The following is a 19380-nucleotide window of genomic DNA, read 5'->3' on the forward strand; positions in this document are numbered from 1 at the left end:
GGAGGGATGGGGGAGTGGTTTCAGCCGCCTGTCAGGGGGCGGGGAACACCGTGTGATGCCATTTGCGCAGGAAGTCGCGGCGCTTGATCTGGTCGAGGTAGGTCATCAGGCCGGGTCCGATCGGGATCGGGCGGAAGGCACCGCCGAGCTGGCGGCGCAGCTCGGAAGCCGCGGTGTCCTCGGGCACGTCGTCGCGCACCGAGAAGAAGCCGGGATGCCGTGCCAGCTGCTGCTGGCCCTCGCGCGACAGCACGAAGTCGAGCCACAGGCGCGCGGCGTTCGGGTGGCGTGCGCCGCGGGCGATGAAGGCGACGCGGCTCAGCACCAGGGTGTAGTCGCGCGGCAGCACGACGCCGATCGCGGGGTCGTCCGCGGCGCGCAGCAGCGCGTAGGAGCCCAGCACGTTGTAGCCGATCAGCGCTTCGCCGGAGGCGATGCGATCGAGCATCTCGGTCGTCGATGGCAGCGTTGCGGTGCCGGTGCGGCCGAAGGCCTGGGCGAGTTTCCAGAACACGACGGGGTTCGCGAGCACATCCTGCGTGTGCAGCATGAAGCCGAGGCCGGAGGTCGAGGGTTCGTAGGTCGCGAGCTTGCCGCGGAAGCGCTCGGGCTGCTGCGCGAGCAGGCGCAGCAGCTCGGCGTGCGTCGCGGGCGCTTCGGCGGGGGCGAGGAGCTTGCGGTTGTAGGCGATCGCGACCGGCTCGAAGGTGGTGCCGAAGGCCTCGTTCTTCCACACCGCCCAGTCCGGCAGCGCTGCCGTTTCGGCGGAGCGGTGGGGCTGGGCGTAGCCGTCGTTGACCAGCTTCACCTGCAGATCGACGGCCGAGCTCCACACGAGGTCGGCGTGCTCGCCGCGCGCGAACTCGTCGAGGAAGCGCCGCAACAGCTCGCCGCTGTTGAGATCCTCGTACTCGACGCGCACGCCCGGGTAGCGTTGCTCGAAGGCGCGGATCAGCGGGCGCGCGATGCGCTCGTCGGTCGCCGCGTGGATGACGACGCGGCCCTCGCGCACCGCCGCCGCATACAGCGGGTCGGCCGGCTCCGCGTGCACGCCCGCGGCCGGCAGCGAGAACAGCAGTGCGAGCGTGCGGAGCAAACGGGGCAGGTGGAGCAGGAGAGGGCTCAATCAGGGTCCTTGCGGCTTTTTGCGCGGCGCGCGCATTTGCGGCACGATGATCCGTCCAACAGCTTTCGAATCACTTTCAGCCGATGCGCCTGCTGCTCGTAGAGGATCATACCGAACTCGCGGAATGGGTTTCCAAGGCCCTCGCGCAGGCGGGCTACGCCGTGGACGTGATGAGGCGCGGCGACCACGCCGACCACGCACTGCTCACCCAGCCCTACGACCTCGTCGTGCTGGACCTGTCGCTGCCCGGCCTGGACGGCCTGGAGGTGCTGCGGCGGCTGCGCGGGCGCGAGGCGACGCGGACGACGCCGGTGATCATCCTCACCGCGCGCGGCGCGACCGAGGACCGCGTGAAGGGGCTCAACCTCGGCGCCGACGACTACCTGCCCAAGCCCTTCGAACTCACGGAGCTGGAAGCGCGCATCAAGGCGCTGCTGCGCCGGGCGGGCAACCTCGTGCCGAGCGTCAGGATCGGCCGGCTGGAGTTCGACCTCGGCTCGCGCCTCGCGACGGTCGAGGGCAAGCCGCTGGCGCTGACGCCGCGCGAGCTCGCGGTGCTCGAGGCGCTGATCGCGCGCCAGGGGCGGCCGCTCGCGCGCGAGGCGCTGTTCGAGAAGGTGTTCAGCTTCGACGAGGAGGCGCGCCCGGAGGCGATCGAGATCTACGTGCATCGCCTGAGGAAGAAGCTCGAGGGTTCGGGCGCGGTGGTCACGACGCTGCGCGGGCTGGGCTACCTGATCGGCGAGGCGGGCGGTGACTGAGGTTGCGCGCGGATGGGCATGCGCGCATCGCTGAGCCTGCGCGGGCGCGTCGCGCGCTGGCTGCTGCCGCCGCTGCTGATCCTGCTCGCGATCAACGCCGTGCTGTCGTGGCTGGGCGCGCGCCAGGCCGTCAATCGCGCCTACGACCGTTCGCTCACGGCGTCGGTGCGCGCGATCGCCGAACAGGTGCATTCGCTCGAGGGCGAGATCACCGTCGATGTGCCCTCATCGGCCTTCGAGGTGTTCGAGGCCGGCGTGCAGGAGCGCATCTTCTACGCGGTGTTCGCCCCCGACGGGAGCCTCGTGACCGGCTACGAGGATCTGCGCGCGCCGCGCCCGCCGGCCGAGGACGGCACGCTGCTGCTGGCGGAGACGCAGTACCGCGGCGAGGACGTGCGCATCGGCGCGATGAAGAAGCGCCTGTACGACCCCGCGCTCGCGGGCGGCGATGCGGTGACGATCGTGTTCGCGGAGACCACCGAGTCGCGGGTTGCGCTTGCCCGTGAGCTCTTCCTCGACAGTTTGCGCCGCCAGCTGCTGCTCGTCGGTCTCGGCGCGCTGATGCTGGCACTGGCGCTGGGCTCGGCCTTCCGCCCGCTCGTGGAGCTGCGCGACGCGGTGCAGAAGCGTGCCGAGGACGACCTCACGCCGGTGCCCACCGGCAACGTGCCGAGCGAGGTGCAGCCGCTGATCGGCGCGATCAACCACCACATGGAACGCCTGTCGGCGATGCTCGCGGCGCGCCGGCGCTTCCTGACCGACGCCGCGCACCAGATCCGCACGCCGCTCGCGGTGTTGAGCACGCAGGCCGAGTTCGGCGCGCGCCAGGGCGATCCGGGCGAGATGCGGCGCATCTTCGGGAGCCTGCTCGCGACCATCCGCAGCACGCGCCGCATGGCCGACCAGATGCTGTCGCTGTCGCGCGCGGAGCCGGCGAACGGGCTGATCCAGGAGCAGGAGCCGGTCGAGCTCACCGACATCGCACGCGAGGTCGCGGTCGAGCTGGTGCCGGTGGCGCTGAAGAAGCATATCGAGCTCGCATTCGAGGAGACCGGGCCGGCGCCGATGATGGGCAACGCGGCGATGTTGCGCGAGCTCGTCGCGAACCTCGTCGACAACGCGATCCGCTACAGCCCGCCGGACACGCAGGTGGTGGTCGCCACCGGGGCGTCGGACGGGCGCGTCGTGCTCGCGGTGAGCGACGAGGGGCCGGGCATCCCGCCGGAGGAGCGCGCCAAGGTGTTCCAGCGCTTCTACCGCATCCTCGGCCAGGGCGGTCCGGACGGCAGCGGCCTGGGGCTCGCCATCGTGCGCGAGATCGCGCTCGCGCACGGCGGCGAGGTGCGCCTCGCGGATGCGCCGGGCGGGCGCGGGCTGCTCGTGGAGGTGGAGTTCCCGCGCCGCGAAGCTGTCGACCGCTGAAAGCCAATCGAAAGCACTCCTCCGTATCGTCCGTCTCCATGCAGGGCCGGAGCGACCGGCCTGATACCAAGAGGAGACAAGCATGTTCAGGAACATCGTCAGGACCACCCTCGTCGCCGGCGCGCTCGGCCTCGGTTTCGTCGCCAGCGCCCCGGCGCTCGCGCTCGACAGCGTCAAGATCCTCGTGCCGGCCAATCCGGGCGGCGGCTGGGACCAGACCGCGCGCGCGCTGCAGGCGGCGATCAACGCCGAAGGCATCGCGAAGAAGGTCACCGTCGACAACAAGGGCGGCGCGGGCGGCACGATCGGGCTGGCGCAGTTCGTCAATGGCACGAAGGGCGACGGCGGCGCGACGCTGGTCGGCGGCATGGTGATGGTTGGCGCGATCGCGACCAACAAGTCGCCAGTGAACCTGACCCAGGTCACGCCGCTGGCGCGCCTGTCCGGCGAGACGCTGGTCGTCGTGGTGCCGGCGAGTTCGAAGATCCAGACCCTGAAGGACTTGGTCGACCAGTTCAAGGCCAACCCCGGCTCGGTGTCGTGGGGCGGCGGCTCGGCGGGTGGCTCCGACCACATCCTTGCGGGCCTGATCGCGCAGGCGGTCGGCGTCGATCCGGCGAAGGTGAACTACATCGCCTATTCGGGCGGCGGCGAGGCGCAGGCCGCGATCATGGGCGGTCACGTCGCGGCCGGCATCAGCGGCTTCGGCGAATTCCAGTCGCAGATCAAGTCCGGCAAGTTGCGCGCGCTGGCGGTCTCGGGCGCCGAGCGCATCCCCGGCGAGAGCGTGCCGACGCTGAAGGAGCAGGGCGTCAATGTCGAGATGGTGAACTGGCGCGCGATCTTCGCCGCGCCCGGCATCACCGAGCCGCAGCAGAAGGAGTTGGTCGCCGCGCTCGACAAGGCGGTCACGTCGAACTCGTGGAAGGAGGCGCTCAAGCGCAACGACTGGCAGGACATGTACCTCACCGGGCCGGAGTTCAAGAAGTTCCTCGAAGCCGACGTCGCGCGCATCACCAAGCTCGTGACCGATCTCGGCATGGTCAAGCCGTAAGTCGGAACCCGACCGTCCAATAACGCCGCGTTCAGCCACGTCCGTGCGGGCCGAGCCCGTCGCAGGGCCCGGCCCGCACGGTAGCGGGTCGGCCGATCCTGCGTGGCTGCACCGTCCCGCCCCGCAGCACCTCTTCCGGAGACATTCCACATGCGACATAACGATATCGGCGCCGGCCTCGGCCGCGCGCTGCGGACCGTCCTCGCCGGTCTCGCCCTCGCGGGCGCCACGACCCTGGCCTGCGCCGCCGACTACAAGATCCTCGTCCCGGCCGCGCCCGGTGGCGGCTACGACCAGCTCGGCCGCGCGGTGCAGGCCGCGCTGCAGGCCAACAAGCTCGCCGACCGCGTGCAGGTGAACAATGTCGCCGGTGCGGGCGGCACGATCGGCCTGGCGCAGCTCATCAACAGCAGCAAGGGCGACGGCGGCGCGCTGATGGCGAGTGGCAAGGGCATGGTGTCGGCGGTGTTCATCAACAAGTCGCCGGTCACGCTCGCGAACGTCACGCCGATCGCGCGCCTGACCGGCGAGTATGAAGTCCTCGTGGTGCCGGCGAGCTCGCCGCTGAAGAACATGGCCGACCTCGTCGCCGCCTACAAGGCCAACCCCGCCGCGGTGTCGTGGGCGGGCGGCTTCGCCGGCGGCGTCGACCAGCTCACCGCCGGCATGATCGTGCAGGCCATCGGCGGCGAGGCGGGCAAGTTCAACTACGTCGCCTTCGGCAGCGGCGGCGAGGTCCTCGCGCAGGTGCTGGGCGGCCACGTCACGGTTGGCCTGGGCGGCTTCAATGAGTTCGCGGGCCAGATCAAGGCCGGCAAGCTGCGTGCGCTGGCGGTCACGGCGCCTGCCCGCGTGCCGGACATCGACGTCCCGACGCTGAAGGAGCAGGGCATCGCGGTCGAGTTCGTGAATTGGCGCGGCATCATGGCGGCGCCCGGCATCAGCGACGCGCAGCGCGACGAGCTCGTGAAGACGGTGACGCAGATGGCGAAGAGCGACGCGTGGAAGGCGACGCTGGCGAAGAACGAGTGGGTCGACATGCTGATGACCGGCGACGAGTTCCGCCAGTACGTCGAGGCCGAGCAGAAGACCGTGCTGAAGCTCGTCAATGATCTCGGGTTGGTGAAGAGATGAGCACGCGCGCGCGCACGGACGTCGGCGAACTGCTGATCTCGCTCGCGCTGCTGGCGCTCGGCGGCTTCGTCGTGTTCGAGACGCAGGGGATCGCCGAGACACAGGGCTATTCGCAGGTCGGCCCGCGCCTCTTCCCCTATCTCATCGGCACCGGCCTCACGCTGTGCGGCACCTGGCTCGCGTGGCAGGCGCTCTCAGGCGGCTGGCGCGCGATGCCGGACGAGGCCGGGACGCACGCCGCGCCCGACCGCACGGGCTTCGTGCTCATCAGCGCCGGCGTCGTGCTGCACATGGTGCTGATCGGCTGGGCCGGCTTTATCCTCGCCTCGACCCTGCTCTTCGTGCTGGTCGCGCGCGGCTTCGGCAGCACGAAACCGGTGCGCGACGTCGCCATCGCGGCGGTGCTGTCGACGGCCGTGTATTTCCTCTTCACGCAGGCGCTGGGCCTGAGCCTGCCCGCGGGCCTGTTCGGAGGCTGAGATGGAAACCCTCAACGCACTCTTGTCGGGCTTCGCCGTCGCGCTGACGCTGCAGAACCTGCTGCTCGGCTTCGTCGGCGTCACGCTGGGCACGGCGGTCGGCGTGCTGCCGGGCGTCGGCCCGGCGCTGACGGTGGCGCTGCTGCTGCCCGCGACCGCAAGCTTCGACCCCACCGGCGCGCTGATCATGTTCGCCGGCATCTACTATGGCGCGATGTTCGGCGGCTCGACGACCTCGATCCTGCTCAACACGCCGGGCGAATCGGCGACCATCGTCACCGCGATGGAAGGCAACATGATGGCCAAGCGCGGCCGCGCCGGCCCCGCGCTGGCGACCTCGGCGATCGGCTCCTTCGTGGCCGGCACGATCGGCACCGTGCTGCTGACCTTCGTGTCGCCCTTCGCGGTCGACGTCGCGCTGAAGTTCGGCCCCGCCGAATACTTCTCGGTGATGGTGCTGGCCTTCGTGACGGTGTCCGCGGTGCTCGGCTCCTCGCCCGCGCGCGGCCTCGCCGCCCTCTTCATCGGCCTGACGATCGGCCTCATCGGCCTCGACAGCCAGACCGGGCAGGCACGCTTCACGCTGGGCGTCCCGGAGCTGCTCGACGGCCTCGACATCGTCGTCGTCGCGGTGGGCCTCTTCGCGGTCGGAGAGACGCTCTACGTCGCGACCTACTTGAACCGCGGCGTCGACACCATCGAGCAGATGAAGGGTTCGATCTGGATGAGCAAGGACGACTGGAAGCGCTCATGGAAGCCGTGGCTGCGCGGCACCGCCTTCGGCTTCCCGTTCGGCTGCATCCCCGCGGGCGGCGCCGAGATCCCGACCTTCCTCTCGTACGCGACGGAGAAGAAGCTCAGCCAGCATTCCGCCGAGTTCGGCAAGGGCGCGATCGAAGGCGTGGCGGGCCCGGAAGCGGCCAACAACGCCTCCGCGAGCGGCACGCTGATGCCGCTGCTGACGCTGGGCCTGCCGACCACCGCGACCGCCGCGATCATCCTCGCCGCGTTCCAGCAGTACGGCCTGCAGCCCGGCCCGCTGCTGTTCGACACGCAGCCGGAGCTGATTTGGGGCCTGATTGCAAGCATGTATATCGGAAACGTCATCCTGCTGGCGCTGAACCTGCCGCTGGTGGGGGTCTGGGTAAAATTGCTGTCGATCCCGCGCCCGCTGCTCTACGCGGGCATCCTGATCTTCGCGACGATGGGCGCCTACGGCATCCGCAACTCGTGGTTCGACCTCGCGCTGCTGTACGGCATCGGTCTGCTGGGATTCGTGATGCGCCGCTACGACATCCCGGTCGCGCCGGTGCTGGTCGGCCTGATCCTCGGCCCGCTGTCCGAGCAGCAGTTCCGCCGTGCGCTGGCGATCAGCCAGGGCGACCTGTCGATCTTCGTGACCCAGCCGATCTCGGCGACGGTGCTCGCGATCACCGCATTGGTCGTGATCGTGCCGCAAGCATGGCGCCTCGTGCGTCGCATGCAGGCCGACGCGATCGGCCACCATTCCCCGATCTGAGGAGATAACAGTGTTTGAAACCATGATGGATGCCGCCTTCTGGGTATCCGTGCTGCAGATCATCGCGATCGACATCCTGCTCGGCGGCGACAACGCGGTCGTCATCGCGCTCGCGTGCCGCAAGCTGCCCGAGCATCAGCGCAACAAGGGCATCGCGTGGGGCGTGGTCGGCGCGATCGGCCTGCGCGTCGTGCTCATCTTCTTCGCGCTGCAACTCCTGGCATTGCCCTTCCTGAAGGTCGTCGGCGCGCTGCTGCTGCTGTGGATCGGCGTGAAGCTGATGCAGCCGGAGGACGACGAGGGCCACGGCAACATCGAGGGCTCGACCCATCTGCTCGGCGCGATCAAGACCATCGTCATCGCCGACGCGGTGATGAGCCTGGACAACGTGATCGCGGTCGCCGGTGCGGCCAAGGGCGACCTCGGCCTCGTCGTGTTCGGCATCGTCGTCAGCATCCCCATCATCGTGTGGGGCAGCAAGTTCGTGCTCAAGCTGATGGACCGCTTCCCGATGGTCATCACCCTCGGGGCGGCGCTGCTGGGCTGGATTGCGGGTGGCATGCTGATCGGCGACGTCGTCGTGAAGCCCTATGTCGAGCACCTGCCGGGCTGGCTGCACTACGTGAGTTCGACCGCCGGCGCGCTCTTCGTCGTCGCGCTGGGGGCGTGGCTCGCGAAGCGGCAGTCCGTCGAGGACGACGCGGCCGGCGAACTTGCGGTCGAAATGGCCGGGCAGGGCGCCGCGCGCGACTAGCGCGACGGTCGATCCGGAACGACTTCTCCGTTCGCCCGGGCCTGTCGCGGGCAGCCGCAAGGCCGCGACAGGCCCGCGTGGAACGAACCTCTCATCCCAAGGACGCCCCATGTTCCAGCATATCCTCGTCCCCACCGACGGCTCGCCCTTGTCCGACCAGGCGCTCGATCGCGCGATCGCGCTCGCCCGCGGTCTGGGTGCCCGGCTGACGATCCTCAACGCGACCGCCGAACCGCCGTTCCCGGTCACGAATTTCGGCGAGGACGGCCATTACGATCCGGAGAAGACGCGCCGCTTCGCCCGCGAGGCCGCGTCGCACGGCCAGCGCATCATCGACGCGGCGCTTGCGCGGGCGCGGGAGGCCGGCGTGAAGGCCAACCCCGTCGTAGAAAGCAGCGAGACCCCGCACCGCGTGATCATCCAGACCGCCGAAAGCCTCGGCTGCGACCTGATCTGCATGGCCTCGCACGGCCGACGCGGCATCAACGCGCTGCTGCTGGGGAGCGAAACCAACAAGGTCCTCGCGCACTGCACGATCCCCGTGCTGGTCTGCCGCTGAACGCGGCGGCGGTGGAAAGCGCCTGACCGTCGCCCAGTGACGGCTGGAATGACGCTTTCCACCCGGCCGCCGGCGAAGCCAGCTTCGCGGCGGTGGCATGCAACTTGTTTTACCTTGATCCGATTCTGCAGCCGCAGACATTCAATTCGAGGAAAACGTCATGAAGCCGATCCGCAGCCTGGCCGCCCTGGCCCTCACACTCACCACCGGCACGGCCCTCGCGCACGGCGATCACGGCTTCGTGCCCGGCCTCGCGCACATGTTCTCGTCCGGCATCGAGCACCTGCCCTCGGCCCTCGTCACGCTCGTGAGCGCCTTCTTCGCGATCCGCTCGACCGGTGCGCTGCGCTGGACGCTGGGCGGGCTCGCGGTCGCCGCCGGCGCGCTGAGCCTCGCGATCTGATCGTGCAGCGGGGCAAATGCCCCGCAGCCCGCGCGGGAGCGGCATGACGGCGGAAAAACGGCGATAATCGAGGTTTGCGCCCGCTCGGGCAGATTTGAGGACGTAACCGTGACCCGCCTGCAGAACGACACCTTCCTGCGCGCCCTGCTGCGCCAGCCGACCGAATACACGCCGCTGTGGCTGATGCGGCAGGCGGGGCGCTACCTGCCCGAGTACTGCGAGACCCGCAAGCGCGCCGGCAGCTTCCTGAACCTGTGCAAGAGCCCGACGATGGCCTGCGAGGTCACGCTGCAGCCGCTCGCGCGCTACAACCTCGACGCCGCGATCCTCTTTTCCGACATCCTCACCGTGCCGGACGCGATGGGCCTGGGCCTGTACTTCGCCGAAGGCGAGGGCCCGCGCTTCGAGCGCCCGCTGCGCGACGAGTGGGAGATCCGCAATCTCGCGATCCCCGATCCGCATGCCGAACTGCAGTACGTGATGGACGCGGTCGCCGAGATCCGCCGCGCGTTGAACGGCAGCGTGCCGCTGATCGGCTTCTCCGGCAGCCCGTGGACGCTGGCCTGCTACATGGTCGAAGGCGGCTCGTCCGACGACTACCGCAAGGTCAAGGCGATGGCCTATTCGCGCCCCGACCTGATGCACCACATCCTCTCCGTGACGGCCGACTCCGTCGTTGCCTACCTCAACGCGCAGATCGAATCCGGCGCGCAGGCCGTGATGGTGTTCGACTCCTGGGGCGGTGCGTTGTCCGAGGCGGCCTACCACGAGTTCTCGCTGCCCTATCTCAAGCGCGTCGTCGATGGGCTGATCAAGGAGCGTGACGGCGAGCGCGTGCCGAACATCGTGTTCACCAAGGGCGGCGGCCTGTGGATCGAGGGCATCGCGGACATCGGCTGCGACGCCGTCGGCCTCGACTGGACCATGGACATCGGCCGCGCGCGCAAGCTCGTCGGCGACAAGGTCGCGCTGCAGGGCAACCTCGACCCCAACGTGCTGTTCGCGCCGCCCGAAGCGGTCGCGCGCGAAGCGAAGCGCGTGCTCGATTCCTTCGGCAACCACCCCGGCCACGTCTTCAACCTCGGCCACGGCATCTCGCAATTCACGCCGCCCGAGTCGGTGTCCGTGCTGGTCGACACCGTGCACGAGCACAGCCGCAAAATTCGCGCGGGCGTCTGAGCGTTTCGCGGCGGTACCCGAACCCCGGCCGGGTTGCGCAGGACGCGCCCCGCCGGGGTTCCCTTTTGGGGTTGGGGAAAATTCCCCGCTTGTCGGCACCGTCAAGGTGCGAAGTGCGCAATCGGGAGTGTCCGGCCGACCCTTGTCAAGCGGAATAATATGCGTTGACCGCTTGACTTATGCACACCGGAGCACTCCCGAAGCCGGATCCTGCATGGAATCCGGGTTTATTCACATGAATTTATAAGTAATTGAAAAATAAAGAATAAAAATTTGCCTACTGTTAAGGCAATGTGACACAAGGGCAGGAGTGGCGCCGGGTTCAGGGCGTTTCACCCATGCTATCAACAAAGTTATCCACAGGATTTGTGGACAAGCTTCGGAAGGGTTTCGCGGCAAAGATTTACTCCCCGTTTCCGAACAACGAATTTAAGAACTTCTCGTAAACATCTGATAATTAATTGAAAGTTGTGTAAGAAACGAAACCCGAATGCCCATCGTCCGTGTCGCGCTTCCCGTTCCGCTGCCACAACTCTTTGATTATTCATCGCAAGATGCATGCGATGAGGATGTCGGCCGCTGCGTGCGGGTACCCTTCGGGCGGGGGGAGAAGAGCGGCCTGATCGTTGCGCGCGTCGCCGAATCGGACCTGGACCCCGCGCGCCTCAAGGCGGTGCGTCACATCCAGCGCGAGGTCGCACCGCTGCCGGCGGACTGGCTGGAGCTGGTCGGCTTCGTCGCGCGCTACTACCACGCGCCGCTCGGCGAAGTGATCGCGCTCGCCTTGCCGCCGGGTCTGCGCCGCGCCGATGCGGTGAGCGACCGCGAGAGCGACCCGCTGCTGGACCTGAGCGAGGCAGGCCACTCGGCGCTGGCCGAGGCCCGCCGTGCGAGCCGGGCGCTGGCCCTGCTCGGCGAACTGCGCGCGGCCGGCGTGATCCGCCGCAGCGCGGCGCGCGAGCTGCCATCGGGCGCCGCTTTGGGCGACGCGATGAAGCGCGGCTGGGTCGTTGCCGTACGCGGTGCGGATCCGGCGATGCCCGCGGCGAACCGTCCCGAGCTCACCGAGGAGCAGCGCGCCGCGGTCGAGGCGGTGTCGGCGGCGCCGGCAGGCTTCGCGCCCTGGCTGCTGCAGGGCGTGACCGGCAGCGGCAAGACCGAGGTCTATCTGCGCCTCGCCGAGCGCGCGCTCGCCGCGGGGCAGCAGGTGCTGATGCTGGTGCCCGAGATCGCGCTCACGCCGCAGCTCGAATCGCGCGTCGCCAACCGCTTCCCCGCCGCGTGCGTCGTGAGCCTGCATTCGGCGCTCGCCGAGGGGGCGCGTTCGCGCGGCTTCGTGCAGGCGCTGGAAGGACGCGCCGACATCGTGCTCGGCACGCGCCTGTCGGTGTTTGCTCCGCTGCCACGCCTCGGCCTGATCCTCGTCGACGAGGAGCACGACGCCTCCTACAAGCAGCAGGAAGGGGTGCGCTACTCGGCGCGCGATGTCGCGGTGTGGCGGGCGCGCCAGCGCGGCGTGCCGGTCGTGCTCGGTTCGGCGACGCCCTCGCTGGAGAGCTGGCAGCATGCGCGGCTGGAGCGCTACCGCAGCCTGCGCCTCGACGCGCGTGCGCTCGCGAGCACGCTGCCCGCGGTGCGCCGCATCGACACGCGCCGCATGAAGCTCGACGAAGGCCTCAGCCCGCAGCTCAAGACCGCGATCGGCGAGCGCCTCGCACGCGGCGAGCAGAGCCTTGTCTTCCTCAACCGTCGCGGCTACGCGCCGGTGCTGTCCTGCCCCGCCTGCGGCTGGGTGAGCCGCTGCCCGCACTGCTCGGCCAACCTCGTCGTGCATCTGGCCGACCGCCGCCTGCGCTGCCACCACTGCGGCTGCGACACCGAGGTGCCGCACCACTGCCCGGTGTGCAACAACCAGGACATCCAGCCCTTCGGCCGCGGCACGCAGCGCATCGAGGCGCGGCTGGCCGAACTCTTCCCCGAGGCGCGCGTGCTGCGCGTGGACCGGGATTCCGCGCGCACGCGCAACCAGTGGGAAAGCCTGCTCGCGCAGATCGCCAGCGGCGAGGCGGACATCCTCGTCGGCACGCAGATGATGGCCAAGGGCCACGACTTCCCGCAGCTTACGCTGGTCGGCGTGATCGGTGCGGACGCGTCGCTGCACGCGGCGGACTTCCGCGCACCGGAGCGCCTGTTCCAGCAGCTGATGCAGGTCGGCGGGCGTGCGGGACGCGCACACCTGCCGGGCGAAGTGCTGGTGCAGACCGAATACCCCGACCACCCGCTGTATCGCTGCCTCGCCAAGCACGACTTCGACGCCTTCGCCGCGAGCGCGCTGGACGAGCGTCGTGCGGCCGGCTTCCCGCCCTTCACCTTCCAGGCGATGCTGCGCGCCGACGCGCCGATGCTCGACGACGCGATGCAGTTCCTCGCCCACGCGCGCCGCCTCGCGCAGGAGATCGCGCCGGCCGGCGTGAGGGTGTTCGATGCGGTGCCGATGCGCCTGACGCGGCTGGCCCGGCGCGAACGCGCGCAGCTGCTGGTCGAGGCGGACGAACGCGCGCCGCTGCAGGGTTTCATCGGCCATTGGATCGAGGTGCTGCGCGGGCAACGCATTCATCGCGAGCTGCGCTGGCAGCTCGACGTGGATCCGCTGGACGTCTGAACTTGCGGCCGGCCCCCTCTCCGCGCATGTGGAAGGGGAGGCATTCGTGGGAGCGGCTTCAGCCGCGAAGCAGCGTCCCCGCAGTCTGAAGCGCCCATTCGCGGCTGAAGCCGCTCCCACCGAGTTCCTCCACGGCTACCGCGCCCCACTTGTGGATCCGCCGGACGTGTGAACTTGCGGCCGGCCCCTTCTCCGCGCATGTCGAAGCGGAGGCATTCGTGGGAGCGGCTTCAGCCGCGAAGCAGCGTCCCCGCAGTCTGAAGCGCCCATTCGCGGCTGAAGCCGCTCCCACCGAGTTCCTCCACGGCTACCGCGCCCCGCTTGTGGATCCGCCGGACGTGTGAACTTGCGGCCGGCCCCTTCTCCGCGCATGTCGAAGCGGAGGCATTCGTGGGAGCGGCTTCAGCCGCGAAGCAGCGTCCCCGCAGTCTGAAGCGCCCATTCGCGGCTGAAGCCGCCCCCACAGAGTTCCTCCACGGCCACCGCTCCCCGCGAGCTCGTGTCCTACGAAAGCCACGTGGAAAGTCAGATGAAAAGAAGCTTTCCAGTGTTGGACCGTTGCTGGCGCCGAACTTGCCGGGTGAACTTCCCCAATTCTTTCAAGCAACTGATCCATAACGGAAAACTACCAGCCCGAAAACCGGCACGCTTCTTGTGATCTCCCCCGCGTACGACGCGCACGCGTGTTGCCGTCCATGGACAAGAACGGGGGGAGTGCATGCACCACGAATTGAAGGAACTGGCGGAGGCCTGGCAGGCGCGGCCGGTCGAGGAGCGCCTGGGGATGAGCCGGCGCGGCTTCATGCAGTTCTGCGCGACGCTGGCGACGACGCTGGGCCTGCCCGCGACCGCCGCGGCGCAGATGCAGACCGCGATCGAGCAGAAGCGCCGCCCGTCGGTGATCTGGCTGCACTTCCAGGAATGCACCGGCTGTACCGAGTCGATGCTGCGTGCGGAGCACCCCACGATCGAGAAGCTGATCCTCGACATCATCTCGCTCGACTACCACGAGACGCTGTGCGCCGCCGCCGGCCATCAGGTCGAGGCCGCGCGCCGTCAGGCGATGGCGGACAACAAGGGCAAGTACATCCTGGTCATCGAGGGCGCGATCCCGACCAAGGAAGACGGCATCTACTGCAAGGTCGGCGGCCAGACGGCGATCGAGATGACCAGGGAGTGCGCGGCCGATGCCGCTGCGGTGATCGCGATCGGCTCCTGTGCGAGCTGGGGCGGCATGCCTTCGACGGGGCCGAATCCGACCGGCGCGACGGGCGTCGCCGAGGTGCTCGGCAAGCCGGTGGTGACGATTCCGGGCTGCCCGCCCAACCCGTACAACTTCCTCGCGACGGTTGTGCATTTCCTGAGCTTCGGTTCGCTGCCCGAGGTCGATCACCTGGGGCGGCCGAAGTTCGCCTATTCGCGCCTGATCCACGAGAACTGCGAGCGTCGCGCGCACTTCGATGCCGGGCGCTTCGCGATGGAGTTCGGCGACGAGGGCCATCGCAAGGGCTACTGCCTGTACAAGCTGGGCTGCAAGGGGCCGGAGACCTACGCGAACTGCCCGACCATCATGTTTGGTGATGCAGGCGCCGGCACCTGGCCGGTGGGCTGCGGCCATCCGTGCATCGGTTGTACCGAGCAGGGCGTGGGCTTCCAGAAGCCGATCCACATGCTCGCGAAGGTGAAGAACGTCGAGCCGCCGGCGAGCTACCCATCCGTCGGCGAGCCGCAGGGCAAGGGTGCATCGCTGGGTTCCGCCGCGGTGCTGACCGCGGTCGCCGCCGCCGCCGCGGGCGCAGGCGCGATGTTCGCCAAGAACCTCGGCAAGTCGCATGCGGAGCAGCAGGCCGCGAAGGACAAGGACGGCAAGCAGGACAACAAGGCCGCCGGGCGGGAGTGATGATGAGCTCCCGACGCGACTTCCTCAGATGTGCGCTCGCGGGCGGTGCGGCCGTCGCGGGCGCGGCGGCGAGCCCCGCCGCACAGGCGCGCGGCAACGCCGAAATCTCGCCCGACGCGGTCGGGCTGCTGTTCGACTCGACGCTGTGCATCGGCTGCAAGGCCTGTGTGGCGGCGTGCAAGACGGCCAACAACCTGCCCGTCGACATCAACACCACCCCCGATTCGCCGTGGGACGTGCCGCTCGACACGACCGCGCGCACCTTCAACGTGATCAAGGTTTATCGCGACGGCAAGGCGACGCTCAAGGATGCGGAGCAGGGCGGCTATGCCTTCATGAAGAGCTCCTGTCTGCACTGCGTCGATCCGAGCTGCGTGTCGGCCTGCCCGGTGTCGGCGATGCTCAAGGATCCGGTGACCGGCATCGTCTCCTACGACAAGGACGCCTGCATCGGCTGCCGCTACTGCGTGGCCGCCTGCCCCTTCGGCATCCCGAAGTACGACTACGACTCGCCGACCGGCGCGATCGGCAAGTGCGAGCTGTGCCGCCACCGCATGCAGGACGGCCACTACGCGGCCTGTGCCGAAGTGTGCCCGACGGGCGCGACGCTGTACGGCAAGGTCTCCGACCTGAGGGCCGAGGCGCAGCGCCGCCTCGCGCTCAAGGCCGGCGACACGACCATCTTCCCGCGCGGCAACCTCACGACGGGCGACCAACCGTCGTGGGAAGGCGTGGTGCCGGCCTACGTGCAGCACGTGTATGGCGAGAAGGAAGTCGGCGGCACGCAGATGATGAAGCTCGCCGCGGTGCCCTTCGACAAGCTGGGCCACAAGCCGCTGCCCGAGCGCTCCTTCTCGTCGAGGTCCGAGACGCTGCAGCACACGCTCTACGGCGGGCTCGCGCTGCCGGTGGTCGCGTTGGGGGTGATGACCTTCCTCGCCAAGCGCAACATGCCCAAGGACGACGAGTCGGCTGGCCAACACTCTGACAAGCGGGAGGGCGGCCAATGAGCGCTCATGTCCATGCCGCGCCAGCGCCGGTCGGCGGGCGGCTTCTCAATGCGGTGAGTTTCGTCTGCGCGGTGCTGATCCTGTCGGCCTTCGCGATCCTCGCGCTGCGCTTCTGGGGCGGTCTCGGCGCGGTGACGAACCTCAACGACGGCTATCCGTGGGGCATCTGGGTGGTCGGCGACGTCGTGATCGGCTCGGCCTTCGCCTGCGGCGGTTTCTCGGTCGCGATGCTGGTGTATATCTTCAACAAGGGCGAGTATCACCCGCTGGTGCGCCCGGCGCTGCTGGCGAGCCTGTTCGGCTATTCGCTCGCGGGTGCCGGCGTGATCTTCGACCTCGGCCGCTACTGGAACTTCTGGCACATCCTGTGGCCGGGCTACGCCTCGCCGAACTCGGTGATGTTCGAGGTCGCGGCCTGCATCTCGCTCTACATCCTGGTGATGTGGCTGGAGTTCTCGCCGACCTTCTTCGAGAAGTTCGGCTGGACCAACGCCCAGCGCAAGGTCGGGCGCGCGATGTTCTTCCTCGTCGGCCTGGGCACGGTGCTGCCGATGATGCACCAGAGCTCGCTCGGCTCGATGCTGATCGTGTTCGGCACGCAGCTGCATCCGCTGTGGCAGACCATGGCCCTGCCGGCGATCTACCTGATCTCGGCGATCACGATCGGCTACGCGGTGGTGCTGTTCGAGTCCTGCGTCGCCGCGGCGGGCTACCGCCGCTCGATCGAGATGCACCTGCTGACCCCCTTGTCGAAGGTGATGCTGGGCATGCTGGGGCTGTATCTGGCGATCCGCTTCGGCGACCTGATCGTGCGCGGCGCGATCGCGACCGCCTTCGAGCCGACGCTGCAGGCCTTCATGTTCTGGCTCGAGAGCATCGCCTTCGTGCTGCCGTTCTGGATCCTCGGCTCGCCCGCAAAGCGCGCGAATCCGGCGAACCTCTTCGTGGGCGGCGCCGTGCTGATGATCGCGGGCATCCTGCTGCGCGTGAATTCCTATCTGATCGGCTACCAGACCGGCGACGGCTGGTCCTACTTCCCGTCCATCCCCGAAATGATGGTCACCTTCGGCATGTTCGCGATCGAAGTGCTGGCCTACATCGTCATTACCCGCCGCTTCCCGGTGCTGCCGCGCGAGGACCACGCGCCGGCCGGGCAGGCCGCCTGAGAATTTCCGAGGAGATCTTTCCCATGAGCCAACGCATCACCATCGACCCGGTCACCCGGATTGAAGGCCACCTCCGGATCGACGTCGAGGTCGACGGCGGCAAGGTCACCAAGGCCTGGTCCTCGGGCACCATGTGGCGCGGCGTCGAGAACATCCTGATCGGCCGCGACCCGCGCGACGCGTGGGCGATCACGCAGCGCATCTGCGGCGTGTGCACGACCGTGCATGCGATCTGCTCGGTGCGCGCAGTCGAGAACGCGCTGAAGCTGGATATCCCGCTCAACGCGCAGCTGATCCGCAACATGATCATCCTGGCGCACGCGGTGCATGACCAGATCGTGCATTTCTACCACCTGTCGGCGCTCGACTGGGTGGACGTGGTCTCGGCGCTGAAGGCCGACCCGGACAAGGCCGCCGCGCTCGGCGAGAGCCTGTCGACGTGGTCGGGCAACAGCAAGCACGAGATGCGCAAGGTGAAGGAGAAGCTCGCGAGCTACGTCGCCAGCGGCCAGCTCGGCATCTTCACCAACGGCTACTGGGGGCACCCGGCGATGAAGCTGCCGCCGGAGGTGAACCTGCTGGCGGTGGCGCACTACCTGCAGGCGCTGGAGATCCAGCGCTACGCCAACAAGATCGTGTCCATCCTCGGTTCGAAGACGCCGCACATCCAGAACGTCGCGGTGGGCGGCGTCGCCAACCCGCTGTCGACGAACGCGCAGTCGGTGCTGACGGTCGAGCGCCTGATGGCGATCCAGGAGTGGATGACCAAGCTCGACGACTTCGTGAAGAACGTCTACATGGTCGATGTGGCCGCGATCGGCGCCTTCTACCCGGAGTGGACGCAGGTAGGGCGCGGCGTCGTGAACTACCTCGCGGCGCCGGACATCCCGCTGGACTCCGCCGGCACGCAGTTCGCGATCCCCGGCGGCTACATCCCCAACGGCGACCTGTCGCAGTTCAAGCCGATCACGGCCTTCGGCGACAAGTTCTTCGAGGACGGGGTCTCGGAAGCGGTGAAGCACTCGTGGTACGAGTATGGTGCGGGCGATGCGGCAACGCTGCACCCGTACAAGGGCGAGACGACGCCGAAGTACACCGACTTCCATGACGACGGCAAGTACTCGTGGCTCAAGTCGCCGACCTTCCTCGGCAAGCCGGCCCAGGTCGGCCCGCTCGCGCGCGTGCTGTGCGGCCTCGCGGCCAAGCACGAGGGCATCACCAAGTACGCGACGGGAATGCTCGACACGGTGTCCTCGCTGGCGAAGACCAAGGTCGGCCTGGACGCGATGCACTCGACGATCGGCCGCCACGCTTCGCGCGCGATCATGTGCGGCGTCGAGACCGATGCGCTGCAGGGCCAGTGGCAGATGCTCATCGACAACATGGCCAAGGGCGACCTCGACACCTTCAACGCGCCGGTCTTCCCCAAGGGCGAGATCCACGGCGTGGGCTTCCACGAGGCGCCGCGCGGCATCCTGTCGCACTGGGTGGTGATCGAGAACCAGAAGATCAAGAACTACCAGTGTGTCGTGCCTTCCACGTGGAACGCCGCGCCGAAGAACGAGAAGGACGAGATGGCGCCTTACGAGGCCTGCCTGATCGGCAACCCGGTGGCTGATGCGGAGAAGCCGCTGGAGGTGCTGCGCACGATCCATTCCTTCGATCCCTGCCTGGCGTGCGCGGTGCATATCCTGGATACGGAGAATGCGGAAGTGGTGCGGGTGAAGGCTTCGTGATGCGCACGATCGACACCCCGATCCGCCGCGCCGTGCTGCTGGGCGTCGGCAACATCCTGCTCACCGACGAGGGCGTCGGCGTGCGTCTCGTCGAGCAGCTGCAGGCCGAGTACGAGATCCCCGACGCGCTGACCGTGCTCGATGGCGGCACCGCGGCGATGGAGCTCCTCGAGGATCTGGAAAACCTCGACCTGCTGGTCATCGCCGACTGCGTGCGCGTCGGCAAGCCGCCGGCCTCGGTCGTCGTGCTGAAGGACGACGAGGTGCCCGCCTTCTTCCGCGCGCGCATCTCGCCGCATCAGGTCGGTCTGTCGGACGTGCTCGCGACGCTCGAAATCACCGAGCGCGCGCCGCGCCATGTGGTCGTCGTCGGCGTGCAGCCCTTCGACATCTCGACCTCGATGGAGCAGAGCGCGCCGGTGCGGGCGGCGATGCCGACGGCGCTGCAGGCGATTCGCGATGCGCTGGCGGAGTACGGCTTGCACACGCCGCCCAAGGTCGCGGAGGCTGCTTAGC

The 19380-nt window shown here is 68.5% G+C and carries 17 protein-coding genes; 16 read left to right on the forward strand and 1 reads right to left on the reverse strand.

Annotated elements, in window-relative coordinates; translation table 11 throughout:
• Positions 1-31: 31 nt before the first annotated feature.
• Positions 32-1126, reverse strand: coding sequence for an ABC transporter substrate-binding protein (locus GO615_RS23150; RefSeq protein WP_246262429.1), 1095 nt, complete (start codon positions 1124-1126; stop codon positions 32-34).
• Between the two features lie 83 nt (positions 1127-1209).
• Here GO615_RS23150 and GO615_RS23155 point away from each other — a divergent pair, with 83 nt between their 5' ends.
• From GO615_RS23155 to GO615_RS23230, 16 genes are all read left to right on the forward strand, one after another.
• Entirely contained in the window at positions 1210-1887 is a 678-nt protein-coding gene (locus GO615_RS23155) for a response regulator (protein WP_169132245.1), read from the forward strand.
• 18 nt (positions 1888-1905) lie between these two features.
• On the forward strand, positions 1906-3309 hold the full coding sequence (locus GO615_RS23160; protein WP_169132246.1) for a sensor histidine kinase: 1404 nt from the start codon (positions 1906-1908) through the stop codon (positions 3307-3309).
• A gap of 82 nt (positions 3310-3391) precedes the next feature.
• Positions 3392-4363 (forward strand): Bug family tripartite tricarboxylate transporter substrate binding protein, encoded by a 972-nt coding sequence (locus GO615_RS23165; protein ID WP_169132247.1) that lies wholly within the window; start codon positions 3392-3394, stop codon positions 4361-4363.
• Positions 4364-4513: 150 nt separating this feature from the next.
• Positions 4514-5497: a Bug family tripartite tricarboxylate transporter substrate binding protein gene (locus tag GO615_RS23170; RefSeq protein ID WP_169132248.1), complete on the forward strand. Its 984-nt coding sequence runs from the start codon at positions 4514-4516 to the stop codon at positions 5495-5497.
• Positions 5494-5976, forward strand: coding sequence for a tripartite tricarboxylate transporter TctB family protein (locus GO615_RS23175; RefSeq protein WP_169132249.1), 483 nt, complete (start codon positions 5494-5496; stop codon positions 5974-5976). Before GO615_RS23170 ends, GO615_RS23175 begins: the two co-directional genes overlap by 4 nt.
• A 1-nt stretch (position 5977) precedes the next feature.
• On the forward strand, positions 5978-7495 hold the full coding sequence (locus GO615_RS23180) for a tripartite tricarboxylate transporter permease (protein ID WP_169132250.1): 1518 nt from the start codon (positions 5978-5980) through the stop codon (positions 7493-7495).
• A gap of 10 nt (positions 7496-7505) precedes the next feature.
• Complete coding sequence (locus tag GO615_RS23185) at positions 7506-8249, forward strand: YjbE family putative metal transport protein (RefSeq protein WP_169132251.1); 744 nt, start codon at positions 7506-7508, stop codon at positions 8247-8249.
• Positions 8250-8358: 109 nt separating this feature from the next.
• On the forward strand, positions 8359-8808 hold the full coding sequence (locus GO615_RS23190; protein ID WP_169132252.1) for a universal stress protein: 450 nt from the start codon (positions 8359-8361) through the stop codon (positions 8806-8808).
• Between the two features lie 160 nt (positions 8809-8968).
• Positions 8969-9211 (forward strand): hypothetical protein, encoded by a 243-nt coding sequence (locus tag GO615_RS23195; RefSeq protein ID WP_169132253.1) that lies wholly within the window; start codon positions 8969-8971, stop codon positions 9209-9211.
• 108 nt (positions 9212-9319) lie between these two features.
• Positions 9320-10390 (forward strand): uroporphyrinogen decarboxylase, encoded by a 1071-nt coding sequence (gene hemE, locus GO615_RS23200; RefSeq protein WP_169132254.1) that lies wholly within the window; start codon positions 9320-9322, stop codon positions 10388-10390.
• 490 nt (positions 10391-10880) lie between these two features.
• Positions 10881-13052 carry a primosomal protein N' gene (locus GO615_RS23205; protein WP_169132255.1) on the forward strand — a complete coding sequence of 724 codons (2172 nt, stop codon included), beginning with the start codon at positions 10881-10883 and terminating at the stop codon, positions 13050-13052.
• A gap of 718 nt (positions 13053-13770) precedes the next feature.
• Positions 13771-14952, forward strand: coding sequence for a hydrogenase small subunit (locus GO615_RS23210; RefSeq protein WP_169132256.1), 1182 nt, complete (start codon positions 13771-13773; stop codon positions 14950-14952).
• A gap of 2 nt (positions 14953-14954) precedes the next feature.
• Positions 14955-15962 (forward strand): hydrogenase 2 operon protein HybA, encoded by a 1008-nt coding sequence (hybA, locus tag GO615_RS23215; RefSeq protein ID WP_169132257.1) that lies wholly within the window; start codon positions 14955-14957, stop codon positions 15960-15962.
• On the forward strand, positions 15959-17128 hold the full coding sequence (gene hybB / locus GO615_RS23220) for a Ni/Fe-hydrogenase cytochrome b subunit (protein WP_169132258.1): 1170 nt from the start codon (positions 15959-15961) through the stop codon (positions 17126-17128). Before hybA ends, hybB begins: the two co-directional genes overlap by 4 nt.
• Before the next feature lie 23 nt (positions 17129-17151).
• Positions 17152-18864: a nickel-dependent hydrogenase large subunit gene (locus GO615_RS23225; RefSeq protein WP_169132259.1), complete on the forward strand. Its 1713-nt coding sequence runs from the start codon at positions 17152-17154 to the stop codon at positions 18862-18864.
• Positions 18864-19379 (forward strand): HyaD/HybD family hydrogenase maturation endopeptidase, encoded by a 516-nt coding sequence (locus tag GO615_RS23230; RefSeq protein ID WP_169132260.1) that lies wholly within the window; start codon positions 18864-18866, stop codon positions 19377-19379. Before GO615_RS23225 ends, GO615_RS23230 begins: the two co-directional genes overlap by 1 nt.
• Position 19380: the final 1 nt, after the last annotated feature.

Source organism: Aromatoleum evansii (assembly GCF_012910805.1).
GTDB classification, from domain to species: Bacteria; Pseudomonadota; Gammaproteobacteria; order Burkholderiales; family Rhodocyclaceae; genus Aromatoleum; species Aromatoleum evansii.

Coding starts and splice junctions, on each gene's coding strand:
- GO615_RS23170 (WP_169132248.1), top strand. CDS start 4,514: ATGCGACATAACGATATCGGCGCCGGCCTCGGCCGCGCGCTGCGGACC.
- GO615_RS23210 (WP_169132256.1), top strand. CDS start 13,771: ATGCACCACGAATTGAAGGAACTGGCGGAGGCCTGGCAGGCGCGGCCG.
- GO615_RS23160 (WP_169132246.1), top strand. CDS start 1,906: ATGCGCGCATCGCTGAGCCTGCGCGGGCGCGTCGCGCGCTGGCTGCTG.
- GO615_RS23190 (WP_169132252.1), top strand. CDS start 8,359: ATGTTCCAGCATATCCTCGTCCCCACCGACGGCTCGCCCTTGTCCGAC.
- hybB (WP_169132258.1), top strand. CDS start 15,959: ATGAGCGCTCATGTCCATGCCGCGCCAGCGCCGGTCGGCGGGCGGCTT.
- GO615_RS23195 (WP_169132253.1), top strand. CDS start 8,969: ATGAAGCCGATCCGCAGCCTGGCCGCCCTGGCCCTCACACTCACCACC.
- GO615_RS23205 (WP_169132255.1), top strand. CDS start 10,881: ATGCCCATCGTCCGTGTCGCGCTTCCCGTTCCGCTGCCACAACTCTTT.
- GO615_RS23155 (WP_169132245.1), top strand. CDS start 1,210: ATGCGCCTGCTGCTCGTAGAGGATCATACCGAACTCGCGGAATGGGTT.
- GO615_RS23175 (WP_169132249.1), top strand. CDS start 5,494: ATGAGCACGCGCGCGCGCACGGACGTCGGCGAACTGCTGATCTCGCTC.
- GO615_RS23180 (WP_169132250.1), top strand. CDS start 5,978: ATGGAAACCCTCAACGCACTCTTGTCGGGCTTCGCCGTCGCGCTGACG.
- GO615_RS23230 (WP_169132260.1), top strand. CDS start 18,864: ATGCGCACGATCGACACCCCGATCCGCCGCGCCGTGCTGCTGGGCGTC.
- GO615_RS23165 (WP_169132247.1), top strand. CDS start 3,392: ATGTTCAGGAACATCGTCAGGACCACCCTCGTCGCCGGCGCGCTCGGC.
- hybA (WP_169132257.1), top strand. CDS start 14,955: ATGAGCTCCCGACGCGACTTCCTCAGATGTGCGCTCGCGGGCGGTGCG.
- GO615_RS23225 (WP_169132259.1), top strand. CDS start 17,152: ATGAGCCAACGCATCACCATCGACCCGGTCACCCGGATTGAAGGCCAC.